Genomic DNA, 18,430 nt, shown 5'->3' on the forward strand with positions numbered 1-18,430 from the left:
AAAGACCTGTCTTTGAATGAATTACTGATAGTGTATCTGTTCGACGACAAAATCCAAGTCTGAGACTGACTTTTCTTGGGGGATGGTTATTGGCAGATGGGCTGCTGTGACTTGAGTTAAATTCCACGTAGGGTCAACGCCAACCCATTGATCATCAATCAACACCTCAACCCACGCATGACCACCAAAACGTTGTTCATCATCCCCTAAATAGATATACCCCCCTACTTCGCGCGCTGGGATTTTTTCAGCGTTCAGTAAAGCCAGTAGCAACTGTGTATATTCGGTACAGTCGCCATAACCATTACGAATAATTTCATCGGTAGTAAAACTGGTCGGTGTTGGTTCGTAATAAAGGTAGTCATGGACAAATGTGACCAAGTCATAAACCTTATCAGTTCGACTCTTGGCAGGCGTTAATGGCACGTCTAGCGATTTAATACTCGGACTAACCGGATCAAAGTGCCAATTGGTAAACTCGTTAGGCGTCGCTTTATGCCTAGCACCCTTACGGATGACTAATGTATTCTCTGACACCTTCACGCTAGGATGAATAGTCAGCCATTTCAAATTATCCTTACTAACGCTGACCTCTAAAGACTCAAGCTTTGATATCTGACCTAAAGGCTTCTGGCTCGCTAAGCCGACATTAGTATACAGATCCGTTTGCATCTCTGGATTAAAGCTTGGCTTTTGCTTGTTGGCCACTAGCTTGATCCCTCGCCCTCTTCGCTCTGAAAGCAAATGGCCTTTGAGGTTAAAGTCATAAAGCGCTCCATCAGGATCAACTAACTGATACCGTTGATGGCGTCCTTGAGGGAGTTTGGTGACGTGGTATTTTTTCTGCTGAACTTCTAGCGAGTGGCTGTCGAGTTCCTTAATACTTACGGAACTTCCTAGCTCAGGACTGCCTTCAATAAACTGGCGCCACGCCAAGTAATCATTCAAGGTGTAATCTAGTGGAGACTCAGTAAACATAGAAACATTGTCGTTACGACTTTGTTGAATTAACAGCTGCTCGTCATTGCTAAAGCTTGTTTCCATCACCAAGTTAGGCTCAATTAACGTTGCCGACCCTTCAATCATTTGAAAAGGTGGTTTCGTAGAGAAGTTAAATTGTTGTTGATAAATAAACTTAAGGCGCTTACCTCTGACACGCCCTTCAAAATGCTCACTCTCAAGCACCTGATAAAAGTCGTTTTCAATTCGTAGCTCTTTTTGCGCCCAGCCGACCACTTGGCCTTGCCAGTTAATTTGAAACCACTCCGTGAACGGCTCTAAATCATTAACTTGCCACAATCTTTTGAAAGGTTGAAACGAAGAGAATACTAATAAACACGCTGCCAAAAAGCTGAGTTTCAGCAGCGTATAAACTGTTAATTTAGCCGTCGACTTCATCGCCTTCTATCGGGCTAATCTTGAAATTGAATAACGCGTAGATGAAAGAAACAAGTGGCGTTAATAAATTGAAGAAGCAATATATCCAGTAAGCCCCTGTGGCAACGCCTAAAGTCCCCGCCATATAAGCACCGCAGGTATTCCAAGGAATTAATGGTGAGGTTATGGTTGCAGAGTCTTCCAAGGTCCGAGATAAGTTTTTCGCATCCAGACCACGACGCTTAAACTCAGCCTTATACATCCGCCCCGGCAACACAATAGAAATATATTGATCTGCTGTAATCACATTCATACCAATACAGGTCGCTAGTACCGAACCGATCAAAGAGCCAGTCGATTTAGCCATGCCGATAATGGTTTTAATCAGCTTGTGCAGTAAGCCCGTCACTTCCATCGCTGCACCGAAGCTCATGGCAGTGATGATAAGAAACATTGTGTTAAGCATACTTATCATGCCACCCCGTGACAAAAGACCATCAAACTCATCATTCCCAGTAGATGCTGAAAACCCACTGAACATCGATTTCCATGTTGCTGATAAATATGTCATAAAGTCGCCATGACTATAAACGTTCACAGTTCCTTCTGAGGTTTCGAAGCTTTTTTCTCCGCCTTCCTCAAGCACGAACGTTTCAGTCAACGTTTGATCCGAATTGTTAAATGAAATACCTAACGTGACCTTCGCATTTTCGCTTTCTGATTCATAGCTAATAATTTCACAACTATAGACTGCTGAGCGCTCACACTTGACCCTGTCTCCACCAATAAATTTCTCAATAACATTACCCTGAAAGGTTACAGCTATAACACAACCAAGTAACGCACCTACGAGAATAGTTGCAACCGCAGGAACTTTTCTAAAAGCCATGACAAACACCACAGCCATTGGAATTAAAGTCCACAGTGAAATATTGAAATTGTCATCAAGAAGCTTAAGGGTATCCTCAAGAACTAACACTTGTTGCTCAGTATCGCTATTAAAGCCCATAAAGGTAAAGATAATCAGAGCAATAATTAAGGCGGGAGTTGTTGTCCAGACCATGTGGCGGATGTGAGTAAATAGGTCTGTTCCAGTCACCGCAGGAGCTAAGTTAGTCGTGTCCGATAAAGGCGACATCTTGTCACCAAAATAAGCGCCAGAGATGATCGCGCCAGCGGTGACCTCCATCGATAAACCAAGTCCTTGGGAGACACCTATTAAGCCAATACCCACAGTTCCTGCAGTAGTCCACGAGCTACCAATACTTAACGCAACCAGCGCACAGATAGCACAAGTTGCCACATAGAAATATTCCGGCGATAGTATCTGTAAACCATAATAAATCATGGTTGGCACTGTGCCAGCTAAAATCCAAGCACCAATAAGCGAGCCAACCATCAATAATATCAGTAACGCTCCTAGAGCTATGCTAATACCATCGACGACGCCCTGCTCTAACTCTTTCCAAGTCTGTCCGTTGCGTAAACCGACCAATAAAGCAACCGCGGCACAAATTACCAAAGCAATTTGATTGGCGCCATAAGACGAGTCGCTACCGTATAAGTAGACAGAAAACGCCAATAAAATGACGAGAAGCCCTATCGGTAATAGGGCTTGTAACATACTGGGTTGGCGAGCTGATGAATCTGCCATGAAAACCTCTTATTTACTTACGGTAAAATGTATTTTGGTCGTTACTGATGTCTTTATAACGTCGTTCAAGACGTTTAGCACGAGTGTCTGAGTCAGTGAGCTTGCCATCAATAATGACGCTCTCAGCGTAAGTCGTTACTTCAAGTGGATCACCACTCCAGATCACTAACTCAGCTTTAAAGCCTGGCATTAACTTACCGTAATTACTTGCACCGCCAAAAACTTTGGCTGGAGTACTTGTCATAGCAGCTAACGCTTTATCATAAGGCATACCATATGCCACTGCATTGCCAGCCGCATATCGAACATTTTGTGCGTTATGCGTTTCGCTGCTAAACATAACGTCAACGCCTGCTTTAGTTAATAGCGCAGCATTGTCGTAGCGTTTGCCTAGTGATTCAAAGCTAGGAATGTTATCCATAGGATCAATAATCACAGCGACATCTGCCGTAGCTAACTGTTCAGCAACTTTCCAAGCTTCTGCAGCTCCCGCAAGAACCAGTTTGATGTTGTGCTTTTTTGCCATATCAACCACAGCCAAAATATCATTGGCGCGGTTAACGTTCACCACAAGTGGGATATCCTGATCAAGTACTCGGCTTAAGGTTTCTAAATCACCCATACTTAAATCAAGCTCACGGTAGTCACCACTCTTTATCGCATCAGAGTTCTCTGAGAATTCTTTAGCTTGGCTAAAAGCACGATTAAAGTATTGCAGTGCCGCAGCTCGAGAGCCACCAGACATTGATGCCGCATGTTCACCATATATCGCAAATACTGCAACATCACTGACGATTAATGGGTCGTAGTCACCCGCCAAGTCCATAATCGAACCTAAACCAGCGAATAAAGAGTTGCCGTTATAAGGTTTGATCAATGTTCTAGTGACGCCACCCGCACGATTCATCGGTACTAAAGTTGACTCAGGGTTGAACACTTCATCAACACTAAAAGATGCACCAAGTACTTCTGTTTCTGTAGCCGTATCGTTAGTACCTTCAACAGCACTAACCTCTACCAAGCCTATTTGATTCATCAATGCAAAAATCCCCGGAGTAACCACCTTGCCTTTTGCATTAATAACACGAGCGTCGTCTGCCGATAAATCTTCGCCAATATTACGAATCAACCCATCTTCAATCAAAACGTCAGTGTTCTCTAAATTACCTGCTGATGTTTGCGTATACACCTTAGCGTTTTTAATTAAAATCATTTCAGCATTTGCGCTAGATAGCGTAGCTGCAACCAAAAGAATGGCTAAACTTTTCAATAATAATGTCATTGTCTGCTCTCCTTTGGTTACTGTTGATTCATATTAGTCAGCCCAAAATCACTCACAGGCTGCTTAAATTGATTATTACGATCGTACATTAAAGCACCATCAATAAAGACTTTCTCAGCTTTAGTGTAAACACTGAATGGATTACCATCCCACAATACAACATCCGCCATTTTTCCCTCTTCGAGGGAGCCCGTTTGCTCATCAACACCAATCGCTTTTGCGGCATTAATCGTAATCCACTTAATAGCATGCGCAGGAGTAATATCCATGCCTAGGCGATTACCCGAAGCCATTGCTTTGGCTGCCTCTTTATTAAGGTGTTGAATCACCGTCGCTGAGTCGGAATGTACGACCGCACAGGCGCCCGCTTTATCCACTAAAGCTACGTTAGAAGGAACCATGTCATAGGCTTCTTGTTTAAAGCCCCACCAATCAGACCACATGGCTGAGCAAACACCGTTTTCGGCAAGCTTATCGGCAATTTTGTAAGACTCTACCGCATGGTGGAAAGTGGTCACTTTAAAATCAAATTCTTTTGCAATTTCCATCATCACCATCATTTCATCTGCACGATAACAATGGTTTTGAATCAGGATTTCTCCACGTAAAACACCCGCCAAACTCTCTAAACGCAAGTCTCTTTTGGGTGGTTTGCCGTTACCCATGCCAGCCTCATACTCATCCCAAGACTTCATGTATTCCTTAGCATCAATCCAAGATTTACGGTAGCCAGCGACATTCCCCATGCGGGTCATCGGAGCTTGGCCTTTACCGCCGTACACACGCTTTGGATTTTCACCACAGGCCATTTTCAGACCATAAGGCGCGCCAGGAAACTTCATGTCCATAACCGAACGGCCAACAACATTTTTTAACGTTACACCGCGTCCACCAACTAAATTCGCCGAACCAGGTAAAATTTGCATGGAGGTTACGCCGCCAGCTAAGGCTAGTTGAAACTGTGGATCTTGTGGCCACACAGAGTGCTCAGCCCACACGTCAGCGGTAACAGGCGCCGTCATTTCATTGCCATCAGCGCTAGATTCAACGCCTGGCGCAGGATACACACCCAAATGTGAGTGCACATCAATAATTCCAGGCGTTACCCACTTACCTTTCGCGTCAATAACTTCTAAGTTATCGTCACTTGGCTCATCGATGTCAGTGCCGACTTCCACAATTTCACCATCAGCCAACAACACACTACCGTTTTCTATTTGCTCACCAGTTGCGGTTAAAATTGTTGCATTCTTGATTAAAACTGGGTGATAACTGTGCGCTTTATATTGCGAAACAAAAGCTTGGCTGTCAGAGTCCTTAGGATGAACCGAAGGCTCATCTTCGCCACAACCAACCAAAAAAGCAGCCCCAGTAAAGGCTGCTAAGAAGGATTTTGAGAATTGTTTTATCGTCATAAACATACCTTATTTCAAAGGCCCCCAAAATGAGTTAATAATTAAAATACTTGAATACCAAAGAATCGTTCTAAAATTGTAATAATGGTAATTGCACCAAGAATTAGCGGGCAGAAGAACATCACTGCAAAGTTGATGTATTTCATCATCCATTGCGAATCTGTTTCACGGCCTTCCATTAACTCAGCGTTTAAATTATGTTTCTTCCAGATATAGGCAGTGAAGATAGCAATAACCGTACCGCCCAAAGGCAAGAAAGTATCACTGGCGATTAGCTCAACAAAGTCCATAAAGGAAATCATTTGCTCTTGGCCATCACGATAAAGTGTCATAAAGCTGGTTAGCTGTTCTACAGCACCATTACCTAATAATGATGGAATACCCAATAAGAAGATTAAAGTGGCCATACCCCATACTGCAACTGGACGTTTAATTTTCTTCTCGTCCACAAGATAGGCAACGGGAACCTCAAGCAATGAAACTGTTGAGGTCAAAGCGGCAAAGGATAGTAGCAAGAAAAATGCAGCCCCTATGACAATACCCAGCGTCGGTCCTAATCCTTCAAAGACACCGGGTAAGGTTGCAAAAATCAACCCTGGTCCGCCTGAAACACTGCTCATGTCACCTGAGTTCAAGAAAGCAACCAGCGGGAAGATCATGAGACCTGCTAAAAATGCCACCGATACATCCGTCAGGGTAATCATTGCTGCTGAGCGAACAATATCTTGCTTACGCGATACGTATGAACCGTAAGTAATCAACGCGCCCATACCGAGTGATAGTGAGAAGAAAGCCTGACCTAATGCAGAATAGATAACTTCACCAGTGATTTCAGAAAAGTCCGGCACTAGGTAATATTCGATACCTGCCATTGCGTTTTCTAGGGTGAAAGCGTAAATCATCAAACCGATAATCATCGCGAACAAGGTTGGCATTAAAATCTTTGCTGCTTTCTCAATACCGCCTTGAATGCCTTTAGAGACGATCAACGCTGTTACGCCCATGAATACTAATCCATAAAGGCCAATCGATTCCCACTCGCTGATATAACTACCGAAGTTCTCCCCTATTTCAAAGTTCCCCTGAACCATCTGTAGGAAGTAACCAAACGCCCAACCGGCGACAACGTTATAAAAAGAAAGGATGAAAACGCCAGCTAGAATCCCAAGTAGGCCAATCCAAGCCCAATTGTGATGCCCTAACTTTTTAAAAGCACCGACAGCGTTTAACTGGGTTTTACGACCGATTGCTATTTCAGAAATCATGACCGGGAAGCATAGTAAGAAACAGAATGCTAAGTAAATAACCACGAATGCAGCTCCGCCACCAGCACCTACTTCAAAAGGGAATTTCCAGATATTACCCAGACCAACAGCCGAACCTGCCGCAGCCAGAACAAACCCTAGACGAGAGTTAAATTGACCTCTATTTGTTGCCATTATTTCTACCGTTTAATTGTTTATTGTAATAGGAAGGACCTGATCCTAGCCGCTAATAACACCATATTTAGACTAATCACTCAAGTATCGGGAGATAAATCCTGCTAATTTTTGTCGGATTTCAACTCCTTAGCTCAATTCTTGTTCAAAATTTCAGTGGTCATTAACAAAAAGCCCCGCGATAGCGAGGCTTTGAAAGGAAGCTTAAGTTTTTAAGGTGTGCTTATAGTTCACTTTCTATACTGGCTTTTAAGCCCAATGTACGTGTCAGTATACGCTTGAAGAAGAAGGCAGATTGTTGATCAAGCTTACCTTGAGCAGCAACTTCCATCTTGAGCCACAAATAAGAATAAGTCACGAGAGCCACATAGTGAAGATAATCACAAGCAACCAGTTGCGGAATCTCACTGTTCGATGCACTTCGGCTGATGATGGTTTCTGAAAGCTGTTCTAGTTCAGTTAATAATTCGCTTACTTGGTTTTTATGGGCCGAGTCAGGCATAGTCACCAAGTCCGAGTTTACCTCTGACAGGAACACTTTTAAATACTCACCTTTAGAACCGATTAGCTTACGCCCAATCAAATCCAAAGCTTGAATACCGTTGGTACCTTCATAAATCTGTGCGATTCGGCAATCACGAACATGCTGCTCCATGCCCCACTCGCGAACATAGCCGTGCCCACCAAATACTTGTTGCCCAATAGTACAGGTTTCATACCCGGCATCCGTAAAATAAGCCTTAGCGATTGGCGTTAACCAAGCTGACATGATGTCTGCGGTTTTAACTTTTGACTGATCTTTACTATGGAAGGTTTCGTCTAAGTAACTGCCGAGCCATACGCCTAGAGCGCGCCCTGCTTTGTTGAACGACTCCATAGTATTTAGCATACGTTGCACATCGCCGTGTTTTATTAACGCAGCAGGCGCCTCACCATCATTCGCTCGCCCTTGTAAGCGGTCGCGAGCATAAGCATCGGCTTGCTGGAAGGCCATTTCGCCCAAGCCAATGCCTTGAATACCAATTGATAAACGCTCAAGGTTCATCATAGTAAACATACAGCGTAGCCCTTGATGCGGAGGGCCAATTAACCAGCCTTTGGCATCATCCATATTCATAACACAAGTCGATGAGGCTTTAATTCCCATTTTGTGTTCAATTGAGCCACATTCAATACCATTACGTTCGCCCAGTGAACCATCGTCATTCACCATAAATTTAGGTACCAAGAACAAGCTTATCCCCTTTGGCCCAGCAGGAGCATCCGGCAGACGCGCTAATACAAGATGGATAATATTCTCCGCCATGTCATGTTCACCACCGGTGATGAATATTTTAGAACCTTCTAAGGAATAACTACCATCGTCATTCGGCTCTGCTTTCGTCTTTAACAATCCCAAGTCAGATCCCGCATGGGCTTCCGTCAAACACATTGAACCAGACCATTGACCACTGATTAAGTTGGGTAGATATTTTTGCTTGGTTGCTTCATCAGCGTGCGCTTGAAGTAGTTGGGTCGCACCGCCCGTTAGACTGCCATATAGACAAAATGATGTGTTGGCCGAGTAGAACATTTCTTCGATCAAGACATGCAGCGCTTTCGGTAAGCCCTGCCCGCCATAGTTTGGATCAGCGGTTATTGACTGCCAACCACCTTCAACGTAGGCCTGATAGGCTTCCTTGAAACCTTTAGGCGTCGTCACGACTCCGTCATTATACTGACAGCCTTCTTCATCACCGCTTCGATTGATGGGTTGTAATACACCCGTAGCGAATTTACCCGCCTCTTCCAAAATCGCAGCATAAAGGTCTTCATCAAAATCAGCGAAATCTGCAATATCCCCCAAACGTTCTGTTAGTGAAAAAACATCTTTGACAAGAAACATCATGTCATCAACAGGTGCTTGATACTGCATATTTACTCCTAAAATTAATCGAATGGTCTAATTCATTTTATTGGTCTGACCAGCTTAGTATAGGAAAAATAAAATAGCCTTGTCTAGCCTAGTTTTGTAACAGGAGAATATATACGCAAAAAAAAGCCCCGACTGAGTCAGGGCTTTTGGTGTTTCTAACGATTGTTAGTGGGCATCACCCTTTCTGAAGTCGTCCCAATAATCTTTAACGGTCTTCTTCATATCCTTATGCAGTAACATAATACCGATCAAGTTTGGTATGGTCATCATCACAATTGCAACATTCGCAAGTGCCCAGACTACAGTAGTATCGACTACTGCTGCCACAGCGAACATAACCACATAAACAACGCGATAAACGTGCACACCCTTAGAGCCAAATAGGTAGGTTACCGCTCGATCACCATAGTAAGACCAAGCAATTGCTGTGGTAAATGCGAAAAGTAATAAACCAAGCGATACAATGTATTTACCGTTTTCACCCAAGAAGCCTTTGGTGAATGCTTCTGCCGTTAAACTCGCCGAGTGAATCAAAGACTTACCTTCGACGACGATTTCGAGGTTTTCGAGCTTTCCGTTTTTGACCGTTACGACACCCGTTATAGGCTCAAGGTTTAAACTTGCTTCATTACGTTGCTTGTACACAACATCTTCAGCAATCGAACGAGCGTTAAGCAATGTATAACCATCCGAGATTGCCACACCGTCCTGTATCGAAATGCTGCCATCAAAGCGTTTAACTGTCGACTCTTTTTCAGTTTTCTTATCTAAGAATATTTGGAGTTGCTTAATATCCTCTTCGTTACCAGACTGATCTGAATACTCACCGGCTACAAAAATCATGTCGTTTCGATCAAAGGTATTATGGTGTTTATCTTTCCAAACACCTGAAGAAAGGATAACTAGCGCGGTTAAAGTACAGATGATAAGCGTGTCAATAAAAGGCTCTAATAATGACACCATACCTTCTGAAGCAGGTTCTTTACCTTTTGCCGCCGAGTGTGCGATTGCCGCAGAACCCTGACCCGCTTCGTTTGAGAACAAACCGCGATTCACCCCACGTTGCATCGCATAGGCGAAACTTGCACCTAAGAAACCGCCAATCGCAGCAGAACCTGAGAAGACGCTACTGAAGATTGCTGAAAACGAAGGGATGATGTTTTCATAGTTATAGGAGATAACCAGTAAAGCACCGATGACATAAAGTACCGCCATTAATGGCACCACTCGTTCAGCCACTTTAGCGATACGCTTAATACCACCAATGATTACCAACGCTAACAAAACAGCAAGAGTCACACCAGTAATCCAATTAGGCAAAGAGAAGGTATCGTTCATGACCTGTGCAATATTATTGACCTGAGGCATGTTACCGGTACCAAATGAACAAATAATGGTCGCTAGTGCAAAGATTACCGCTAACCACTTCATGTTCAATTTCTTTTCCATGTAATACATGGGGCCACCAGCCATGGTGCCGTCTTCTGTTTTTTCACGGTATTTGTGAGATAAGGTAACTTCCACGAATTTCGTGGTCATACCTAAGAAAGCCGTCACCCACATCCAGAAGATTGCCGCAGGACCACCCATAAAGATAGCCAAGGCCACGCCACCTATATTACCGGTACCGACAGTTCCCGAAAGTGCTGTAGACAAGGCCGCGAAATGAGATGTATCACCTGGATCATCCTTCTTACTGTATTTACCCTTTACAATTCGAACAGCTTGTCCGAAGTAACGAACTTGAGGCAGCCCTAAGTAAATTGTAAAAAATAAACCCACACCAATTAATAGATACGGAAAATAATCCGCAGAACCTAGAAATCCATCTAGAAAATCCAGTCCGTTTTTAATTGTTTCTATAATGTCCAAGAAATGATCCCCATAACACTTATAAGTTAAAATTATCGGCTAACCTTACCATTATGAGAAAAGCTTGGCTAGTGACTTTATTCATCACCTTTCGTCGTCAAAAGCCCCGTCTATGTACTCTAGAGGCAACTGCACAAAGCTGGCCGATTCAGCGTTTTGAAAGCGAACGCCTAGCCCTAAAAGTCGTATTGACTTATTTCTACGATGAAACCCTTCGTCCATTAATTCGTAAAATAAATCATCATTCACACCAAAGCTGGTTCGCTCAACCGTGGTGGCTGAGAAGTCGCTGAACTTTAGTTTTACAAACATTTTATTGACTGGCGCATCCACTTTAGAGCGCGCCAAGCGTTGCTTTAAAGTGCTTAATAACTGAGGAACTTCAGCTAAGCAGTCTTCCAAAGTGTATAAGTCTTTATCGTAGGTATTCTCGACACTTAGCGACTTGCGAGGATAATGAGTAATCACAGGACGATCATCGATGCCACGAGATAAGTAATATAAACTTTGACCAAAAGCGCCAAATTTACGCGTTAATTCAAGTAGCTCTAATTGCTGTAAATCAGCGCAGGTATAGACCCCCATATTATGCAGTTTTTCGGACGTTTTCTTTCCAACACCAGGGATTTTCTTCACTGGTAACTCTACGATAAAAGCAGCTACCGCGTCAGGTTGAATCACAAATTGTCCGTTCGGCTTTTCCCAGTCTGAAGCGACCTTAGCCAAAAATTTATTAGGGGCAATTCCTGCCGAAGCCGTGAGCTTTAATTCTTGATAAATATCATGCCGAATCGCCTGTGCTATATAAGTGGCACTCCCCTTATACTCAGTAGACTCTGATACATCCAAAAACGCCTCATCCAACGACAAAGGTTCGATTAACGGTGTGTATTTCGCAAAAATCGATCGGATAACCTTGGAGTCATGACGGTACTTTTCAAAGTTTGGTGGAACAATAATGAGATTTGGACATAAACGTTTGGCATGAGCCGATGCCATTGCAGAATGAACGCCATAAGTTCGAGCTTCGTAGTTGCAGGTCGCAATCACCCCACGCTTGTCCGGCGAGCCACCAACCGCCACGGGCGAATTACGCAATAAAGGATCATCCCGCATTTCAATGGCTGCGTAGAAGCAGTCCATATCCACATGAATGATTTTTCGGTTGGCTTGTATTTCAGGTAAGGCGTCAGGCATGCCTTATTTTATGATGGAATAAGACAGAACGAAACAAAAAAGCGTACCATTCCGTGTTGTGACTTTTAGAAATAGTTTTAGGTAACGCTGGATCTAAATATATACAGTCAATATCGCCATAAACGCATTTGAAGAAAACCTCGCAGTAAAACTCGCTCCTTCAAGGCTAAGCAAGTTATGATAGTTCACCCTATATATCAATATCGTACATTTGTAGCACAGAGATCGTTTCATGATCAGTCAACAACTTCCATTTTACTTCGCTAGTTTCAACCTCCACTGACGGAAGAGAGCCTTCTTCATTCAAAATATCCAGCCAGTTCAGGGCTGAGGCTTGAGTATTCTTCAAACACGCTAAAAGCTTATTCTTATATGACACTGTATAAGAGCAATCTGCTCTTACAAGAATTTTATTTTCATACACAAAAAGCTCAATTTCTAACCCCATAGAGTGAGAACTTTCAAAAAAAGAATCATGGTACATGTAGTCATCTACAACACTGAGGTCACTATCATTAATATAAGAACTTTCTTTTGCCAATGAAATATTTGAAAAAGCATACAAAATGCATATGAGTACAGACATGGCTGGATAAATTACATAATTCAAAAACTCAACCTCATCAAGGCTCCACCCAACTCGCTGGTGTCGATGTCTATCTGGCCGTTATAAGCTGCAACGATTTCAGTAACGACGGACATGCCAATACCCTGCCCCTCAACGGTTTCATCAAGACGCTTGCCGCGAGAAAGTATGGCGAGTCGAACATTTTCTGGAATACCTGGGCCATTATCTTCAACGGTAACTTGTACTTTTCCGGCAATTCGTTGCGCTTTGACTCTGACTTTTGATTTCGTCCACTTACAGGCATTATCAAGCACATTGCCAAATACTTCATAAAAGTCACCTTCGTTTAACGCAATCATCAAGCCGTGGCTGACCTCGACTTCTATCGTGACCCCCTTATCTTGATACACTTTGGTTAAGCTGGTGGCTAATTTGTCTAGTGCTGGTTCAACTTCCATCGAGCGCATCATGACCTGTGGTCCACTAGTTGCTCTTTGCAGTTGATAAGCGACGATTTGATCCATGCGCCCTATTTGTTCAGAGCAAATAACCGCCAGCTCTTCGGCATCGTTGCTTTTGTTTTGTAAAGCCGTATTCATCACCGCCAGAGGTGTTTTTAAACTATGCGCCAAATTCCCCAGCGTTTCTTTGTAACGCTTACTTTGGTGGCGCTCGCTTTGGATAAACCGATTAATATTTTCAGTTAAGCGCTGTAGCTCTTGAGGGTATTGATCCGATAAGGTGCTGAGCATTCCTTTTTCAATGTGACGCAACTCTTTCACCGCACGGCGGATTGGACGAAGTGTCCAACGCATGACCACAAACAAGATCACCAGCAAAGACAGCGCCATAATCGATAACCAAAACCACAGTTGATTACGATACGCCGAAATCACTTGGTCGAAGGGACGCTTATTCTCAAGGATGACAAAATGATAGAGGGATATAGCGCCTTCGGGCGACTCCCACTCGGCAATGTAATGAAACCTAAAATAGTCAGTTTCATCCATAGTAATTTCAGCTAAGGTCCCTTCTCCGGGTAAACTTAACGGCAGTGGTACCTTATGTTGCTCTTGGTCGTAACGAGCTGATAGCGACTTCCAAATCAAGCTTTCCGTCTCATCATAAACCAGCGCCGACATGCCGCTGTTGTATTGATTAAAACGTTTATCCGAAGGGATTTCTTCCGGCAAAAATAAATCACCAGGCTCGAGTTCATCCGCATAAGACAGCAGGCTATAAAACTGAGCATACAGCCTTTCATAAGTCGCTTGGCGAATCCCCGTCTTGTAGGAATCCAGCAACACAAAACTCATGGCGATAATAAAAAATACCAGCACAACACTGGTATTTAATAATAATCGTCTTTGTAACGAGTACTTTGGCTTTGTCTTTTTGACTTTATGTTCAGCTTGTTCCTGCACGGGTATGTCCTAGCCTAGAGCGATTGAGCAAAACTACTTATCTAAATCACTATTCAAACGATAGCCTCGCCCTCGTAAAGTTTCAATAGGCTTTAAAGTACCGTCAGGATCGATTTTTTTGCGCAAACGGCCCACGAAAACTTCAAGAACGTTCGAGTCACGGTCATAGTCTTGTGCGTAAAGGTGTTCGGTGAGTTCTGTTTTTGACACTACTTTGTCAGGGTTAAGCATCAAGTATTCAATAACTTTGTACTCATACGCGGTTAAATCCATCGGCTCGCCGTTAACTTTAACTTCTTGTTTAAGGCTGTTGAGGCTTATTGGACCTTTTTCGATTTCTGGCTTAGCGTAACCCGAGGCTCTGCGTAATAGCGCATTAACCCGAGCCAATAGCTCTTCGATCTGAAATGGCTTCACTAAATAGTCATCAGCACCAGCTGCTAGTCCATCAACTTTATCTTGCCAATGGCCTCGCGCCGTTAGAATTAATACTGGGAAGCCAATATCTTCTTTACGCAACGTTTCGATGACTTCGATACCGGAGATATCCGGTAAGCCAAGATCAAATATTCCCAAATCAAAAGAAAATTCACGTCCTAAATAAAGTCCTTCTTCACCATTAGGAGCTTGCTCAACGACATAGCTTTGTTTTTCTAAAGCAGTCACCAATTGCTGACGCAAGGCATCATCATCTTCCATCAAGAGTATTTTCATTGTTATTAACCCCTAAGTAATGTCAAAACCTAACGGTTGATCACCGTTAGGCTAAACGACCATTACAAGCATTGACGTACACATGACGCACTCTGCCTGAATCAGTCAAAATTTTAACACGATATACTGGAGGCCGAGCACGCATGTTCAAACTGGCAGATAATACTTTGCCATTGACCCTACGCGCCGCAGCACTCATGGCTGCACCTTTGCCTATGGGGGTGCAGGTTTTCTTTTCTCGAAGCTCAGGAGTTGGCAGTAGCTTTTGTGATGCACTATGAACATTCTGCGCAAACAAAACAGCCACTACCATCAAAGCTATAAGAGTTAGTTTCTTGATCATTTCAGTCTCTTACACAATCTCACTTCATGAATTCAATGTTAACGATAGTGTTTTCTAGGACGCTCAATTTCAATCCAGCGACCAGGGCGGTACTTTGAAAACGTTGTGTAATGACGGCCGCGGTATTTATACACCACGTCGTAACCGACAACCCCACCTCGCGCATAACGTGACTGATAATGTGTGGAACAGTGAGTCTGCCTTTGACCGGAGCTATTTTTTGCAATCGAAGCACCAATTAACGCGCCAGCAACTGCACCAACGTTTTTGTGTCGTTGCTTATCGCCAATTTTGTAACCAATTAAACCACCAACGACTCCACCGACCAACGCTTTACCGCGACGGTCACTTGCATCATAGCGAGTTCGTTCCGAATGACAAGTTCTAACTGGCTCATCATAGCGGTAACCTTGCTCATAAATAGGTGTGACATCGACAACCTTCCCTTTTGTATAGTGTTTGCGCTCGTAGCCACTATCATAGTGCGCATGTCGATCGTACCGATGGTCGGCTTGTACCGATAATGGAAGAATCAGCGCTGAAAGCGCTAACGATGTGATTAATAATGGATGTTTGAGTTTCATTAGCTGTCTCCTGATACCAAGCAACAAAGCTGGCTTATTTCAGGAGACAGTTTACTGAGGTTCAACTGAATCTCAGATGAACCAATTTTGAGAGTACTTATATAGTTATTATGGCTTGCTAAAGGTTCTGTATAAGAACAAGATGATAATAGCACCGCCAGTTGCTGTCAGTAAGGTAGGAATATTGAAGCCTGTAGCTTGTGTACCACCTAATCCTAGTAAGTTACCTACAAAGCCACCAACGAATGCACCAACAATACCGAGTATAATGGTCATGATCCAGCCGCCTTTATCTGGGCCTGGCATAATTAGCTTCGCCAATGCTCCTGCAACTAAACCTACAACAATCCAAGTAAGAATACCCATGTCTTTTCTCCTTAATCAAGTTGATTATTGACACTATCCAGTATGCCATAATCATGAGCTGAGTTAATGAAATGAACGTAAAATATCGTTAAGTATCGATAAAATAACGTTATTTAGCTCACACTTTACTTGTCCCAGACAACCGACTCTTCTGATTTCATATAACCATCAAGCTTGGCTTTATAATGCTGTTCAATGCGTTGACGACGGATTTTAAGGGTTGGAGTAATCAAACCATTTTCAGGACTCCATTCTTCATTAACCAAAACAAGCTTGCTCAAACGCTCATGCCCTTCAAGGTTGTTATTGATTTTTTGAATCAACTGCACAGCTTCTTCGTGGTATGCCTCTTTATCCTGAAACTCTTTATTATAAATTGATGCGATAGCAATCGGCGATGGCAAACCATCGCCAATGACACATAAATGCTCAACTCCAAGCTCAGGCTCTAAAGTCGCTTCAATGGGTACTGGCGAGACGTATTTACCTTTAGAAGTTTTGAAAATATCCTTAACACGCCCAGTAATCGTTAAAAACCCGTCCTTATCGATCTCACCTAAATCGCCAGTATGGAAAAAACCGTCATCATCAATGGCTTCTTTGGTTTTAAGCGGTTCTTTATAGTAACCCTGCATCACACAAGGGCTCCGCAACAACACCTCGCCGCTTTCAGCAATTTTAGCTTCAGCCGTTGGCATAGCGATACCGACCGAACCCTGTTTCCAGGTGTCTGGTGACGAGGCATGAGAAAATGCCATCGTTTCGGTTAGACCGTAAGCCTCACATATTCGAATACCGATTGATTGAAAGAACTTAGAGGTTCCTTCAGGAAGCGCCGCCGCCCCAGACAGACAAATTTTGGCCTTATCAAGACCAAGCCCCTTTAGAACTTTCTTTTTAATCAATGAGTTAACAAACGGTATTTTAAGTAAAATCTTAAGTTTAGTCTTGCCTGCTTTTTCCTCGATTCCTTGCTGGAACTTTAGCCAAATCCTTGGGACGCCAAAGAAAATAGTCGGACGGACTGATTGTATGTTCGCCTGAAAGCGCTCAAGTGACTCGGTGAATGAAATAACACTGCCAGTATGGATACTGATGATTTCAGTCAATTCACGCTCAGCACAGTGAGCTAATGGTAAGTAGGAAAAACAGCGCTCCTCTTTAAAATCAATAAAAGCAGAGGCCGCAGCAGCGCCATTTGAAAGAATCTTATGAGTAATTAACACACCTTTCGGGATTCCCGTAGTTCCTGATGTGTAAATGATGGTGGCTAATTCATCAAAGTCGGGCACAGGAGAGTCCGCATAAGGCTCTTCATTGGCAATTACTTCATCCCAATCTTTTAAGCCCTCATGGGTTTCATGGCACCCTATAATGGAAAGGTCTTCAGGAATAGCGTCCGACTTTTTACTCCACTCAGGAAACTTGCCAACAAACACCATTTTCGATTCACTATGCTCTAGAATTGTTGTGATGGTGTCAGAGCCGGCACTTGGATAGATGGGCACGCTAATATGTCCAGCGAGCATAATCGCCAGATCAGCCATGATCCAGTGTGAGCAGTTATAGGACAATATGGCTACTTTGCTATTAGCAGGTAATTCGCGTTTTAAATAGGTCGCCATTTTACGAATTTGTTGGCCCGCATTTTGCCAGGTATATTCCTTCCAATCATTACCAAAAGGCTGACGGAGAAATGGCTCGTGTGCCTTAACTTTTTCCCAGCGATAAAATGCTGATAAGGTATTTTCTAATTCTAGTTGGCTAACCCCAGACTGACTCATACGTTCTTTCCTGACTCTTGTTATGGTTAATATTGATAATACATCAGATGATGTGGTCCGATATCTTCTATATTAAACGCTTCGCCCTGTATTGCAAAATTAAGTTTTCGGTAGAACTCACTGGCGCTAACTCGGGCGTTACACCAGAGCAAGCCCGCACCTTTTTGGTAGCAATGGGTTAAACCATGCTGCAACAACTGGCGTCCAACCCCCTGCCCTCTAACTGTTTCCGAGGTCGCCATCCCCCTTAGGCGCCAGCAATTGACATCACCGAACGCATCATGATTTTCTGGGTAAAAGGATGCAATACCGACAACCTCATCATCTTTGATTGCTGCTAAGTGAAAAACACCATCGCGGGAATCTTCTGGATAGTAACAGGTTTCGAGAGGCTGACCGGTACGGAGGACTTGGTGCCTTAGCGGGTAGATTTTTTCGACTGGAACAACACTAATATTGATATTCATAGCTTACGCCCATAAAAAAAGCCACCTGA

Annotated in this window: 16 protein-coding genes; all 16 read right to left on the bottom strand. The window is 43.3% G+C overall.

From position 1 onward, the window contains the following. Nucleotides 1-21: 21 nt before the first annotated feature. The 16 genes from TQ33_RS11645 to TQ33_RS05755 all read right to left on the bottom strand — a co-directional run bounded on the left by TQ33_RS11645 (nt 22) and on the right by TQ33_RS05755 (nt 18,401). Entirely contained in the window at nt 22-1,398 is a 1,377-nt protein-coding gene (locus TQ33_RS11645) for a transglutaminase-like domain-containing protein (RefSeq protein ID WP_052735220.1), read from the bottom strand. After that, the gene (locus TQ33_RS12050) at nt 1,382-3,031 is read right to left on the bottom strand and encodes a Na+/H+ antiporter NhaC family protein (protein ID WP_046561199.1); all 1,650 of its coding nucleotides are present in this window, start codon (nt 3,029-3,031) and stop codon (nt 1,382-1,384) included. Before TQ33_RS12050 ends, TQ33_RS11645 begins: the two co-directional genes overlap by 17 nt. Nucleotides 3,032-3,044: 13 nt before the next feature. Then, on the bottom strand, nt 3,045-4,313 hold the full coding sequence (locus TQ33_RS05690) for an amidohydrolase family protein (protein ID WP_046561200.1): 1,269 nt from the start codon (nt 4,311-4,313) through the stop codon (nt 3,045-3,047). Between the two features lie 17 nt (nt 4,314-4,330). Next, a complete protein-coding gene (locus TQ33_RS05695; RefSeq protein ID WP_179944364.1) occupies nt 4,331-5,728 on the bottom strand; it encodes an amidohydrolase in 1,398 nt (465 codons plus the stop codon). Between the two features lie 41 nt (nt 5,729-5,769). Further along, nucleotides 5,770-7,167: a sodium-dependent transporter gene (locus TQ33_RS05700; RefSeq protein ID WP_046561202.1), complete on the bottom strand. Its 1,398-nt coding sequence runs from the start codon at nt 7,165-7,167 to the stop codon at nt 5,770-5,772. Between the two features lie 223 nt (nt 7,168-7,390). Next, nucleotides 7,391-9,082: an acyl-CoA dehydrogenase family protein gene (locus TQ33_RS05705; RefSeq protein WP_046561203.1), complete on the bottom strand. Its 1,692-nt coding sequence runs from the start codon at nt 9,080-9,082 to the stop codon at nt 7,391-7,393. A gap of 165 nt (nt 9,083-9,247) precedes the next feature. Beyond that, the gene (locus TQ33_RS05710) at nt 9,248-10,945 is read right to left on the bottom strand and encodes an alanine/glycine:cation symporter family protein (protein WP_046562332.1); all 1,698 of its coding nucleotides are present in this window, start codon (nt 10,943-10,945) and stop codon (nt 9,248-9,250) included. A 93-nt stretch (nt 10,946-11,038) separates the two neighbouring features. After that, nucleotides 11,039-12,151 carry a DNA polymerase IV gene (dinB, locus tag TQ33_RS05715; protein ID WP_046561204.1) on the bottom strand — a complete coding sequence of 371 codons (1,113 nt, stop codon included), beginning with the start codon at nt 12,149-12,151 and terminating at the stop codon, nt 11,039-11,041. 190 nt (nt 12,152-12,341) lie between these two features. Then, nucleotides 12,342-12,761 carry a hypothetical protein gene (locus TQ33_RS05720; protein ID WP_046561205.1) on the bottom strand — a complete coding sequence of 140 codons (420 nt, stop codon included), beginning with the start codon at nt 12,759-12,761 and terminating at the stop codon, nt 12,342-12,344. After that, the gene (locus tag TQ33_RS05725) at nt 12,758-14,143 is read right to left on the bottom strand and encodes an ATP-binding protein (protein WP_046561206.1); all 1,386 of its coding nucleotides are present in this window, start codon (nt 14,141-14,143) and stop codon (nt 12,758-12,760) included. Before TQ33_RS05725 ends, TQ33_RS05720 begins: the two co-directional genes overlap by 4 nt. 33 nt (nt 14,144-14,176) lie before the next feature. Further along, nucleotides 14,177-14,857 carry a response regulator transcription factor gene (locus tag TQ33_RS05730; protein WP_046561207.1) on the bottom strand — a complete coding sequence of 227 codons (681 nt, stop codon included), beginning with the start codon at nt 14,855-14,857 and terminating at the stop codon, nt 14,177-14,179. A 46-nt stretch (nt 14,858-14,903) separates the two neighbouring features. Beyond that, nucleotides 14,904-15,200 carry a PepSY domain-containing protein gene (locus tag TQ33_RS05735; protein ID WP_228640035.1) on the bottom strand — a complete coding sequence of 99 codons (297 nt, stop codon included), beginning with the start codon at nt 15,198-15,200 and terminating at the stop codon, nt 14,904-14,906. A 38-nt stretch (nt 15,201-15,238) separates the two neighbouring features. Beyond that, nucleotides 15,239-15,784: a glycine zipper 2TM domain-containing protein gene (locus TQ33_RS05740; protein ID WP_046561208.1), complete on the bottom strand. Its 546-nt coding sequence runs from the start codon at nt 15,782-15,784 to the stop codon at nt 15,239-15,241. A 108-nt stretch (nt 15,785-15,892) separates the two neighbouring features. Further along, nucleotides 15,893-16,150, bottom strand: coding sequence for a GlsB/YeaQ/YmgE family stress response membrane protein (locus tag TQ33_RS05745; RefSeq protein WP_046561209.1), 258 nt, complete (start codon nt 16,148-16,150; stop codon nt 15,893-15,895). Nucleotides 16,151-16,275: 125 nt separating this feature from the next. After that, complete coding sequence (locus tag TQ33_RS05750) at nt 16,276-17,934, bottom strand: AMP-binding protein (RefSeq protein ID WP_046561210.1); 1,659 nt, start codon at nt 17,932-17,934, stop codon at nt 16,276-16,278. A 26-nt stretch (nt 17,935-17,960) separates the two neighbouring features. After that, entirely contained in the window at nt 17,961-18,401 is a 441-nt protein-coding gene (locus TQ33_RS05755) for a GNAT family N-acetyltransferase (RefSeq protein WP_046561211.1), read from the bottom strand. Between the last annotated feature and the right edge of the window lie 29 nt (nt 18,402-18,430).

This window comes from Kangiella geojedonensis (genome assembly GCF_000981765.1).
GTDB lineage: Bacteria > Pseudomonadota > Gammaproteobacteria > Enterobacterales > Kangiellaceae > Kangiella > Kangiella geojedonensis.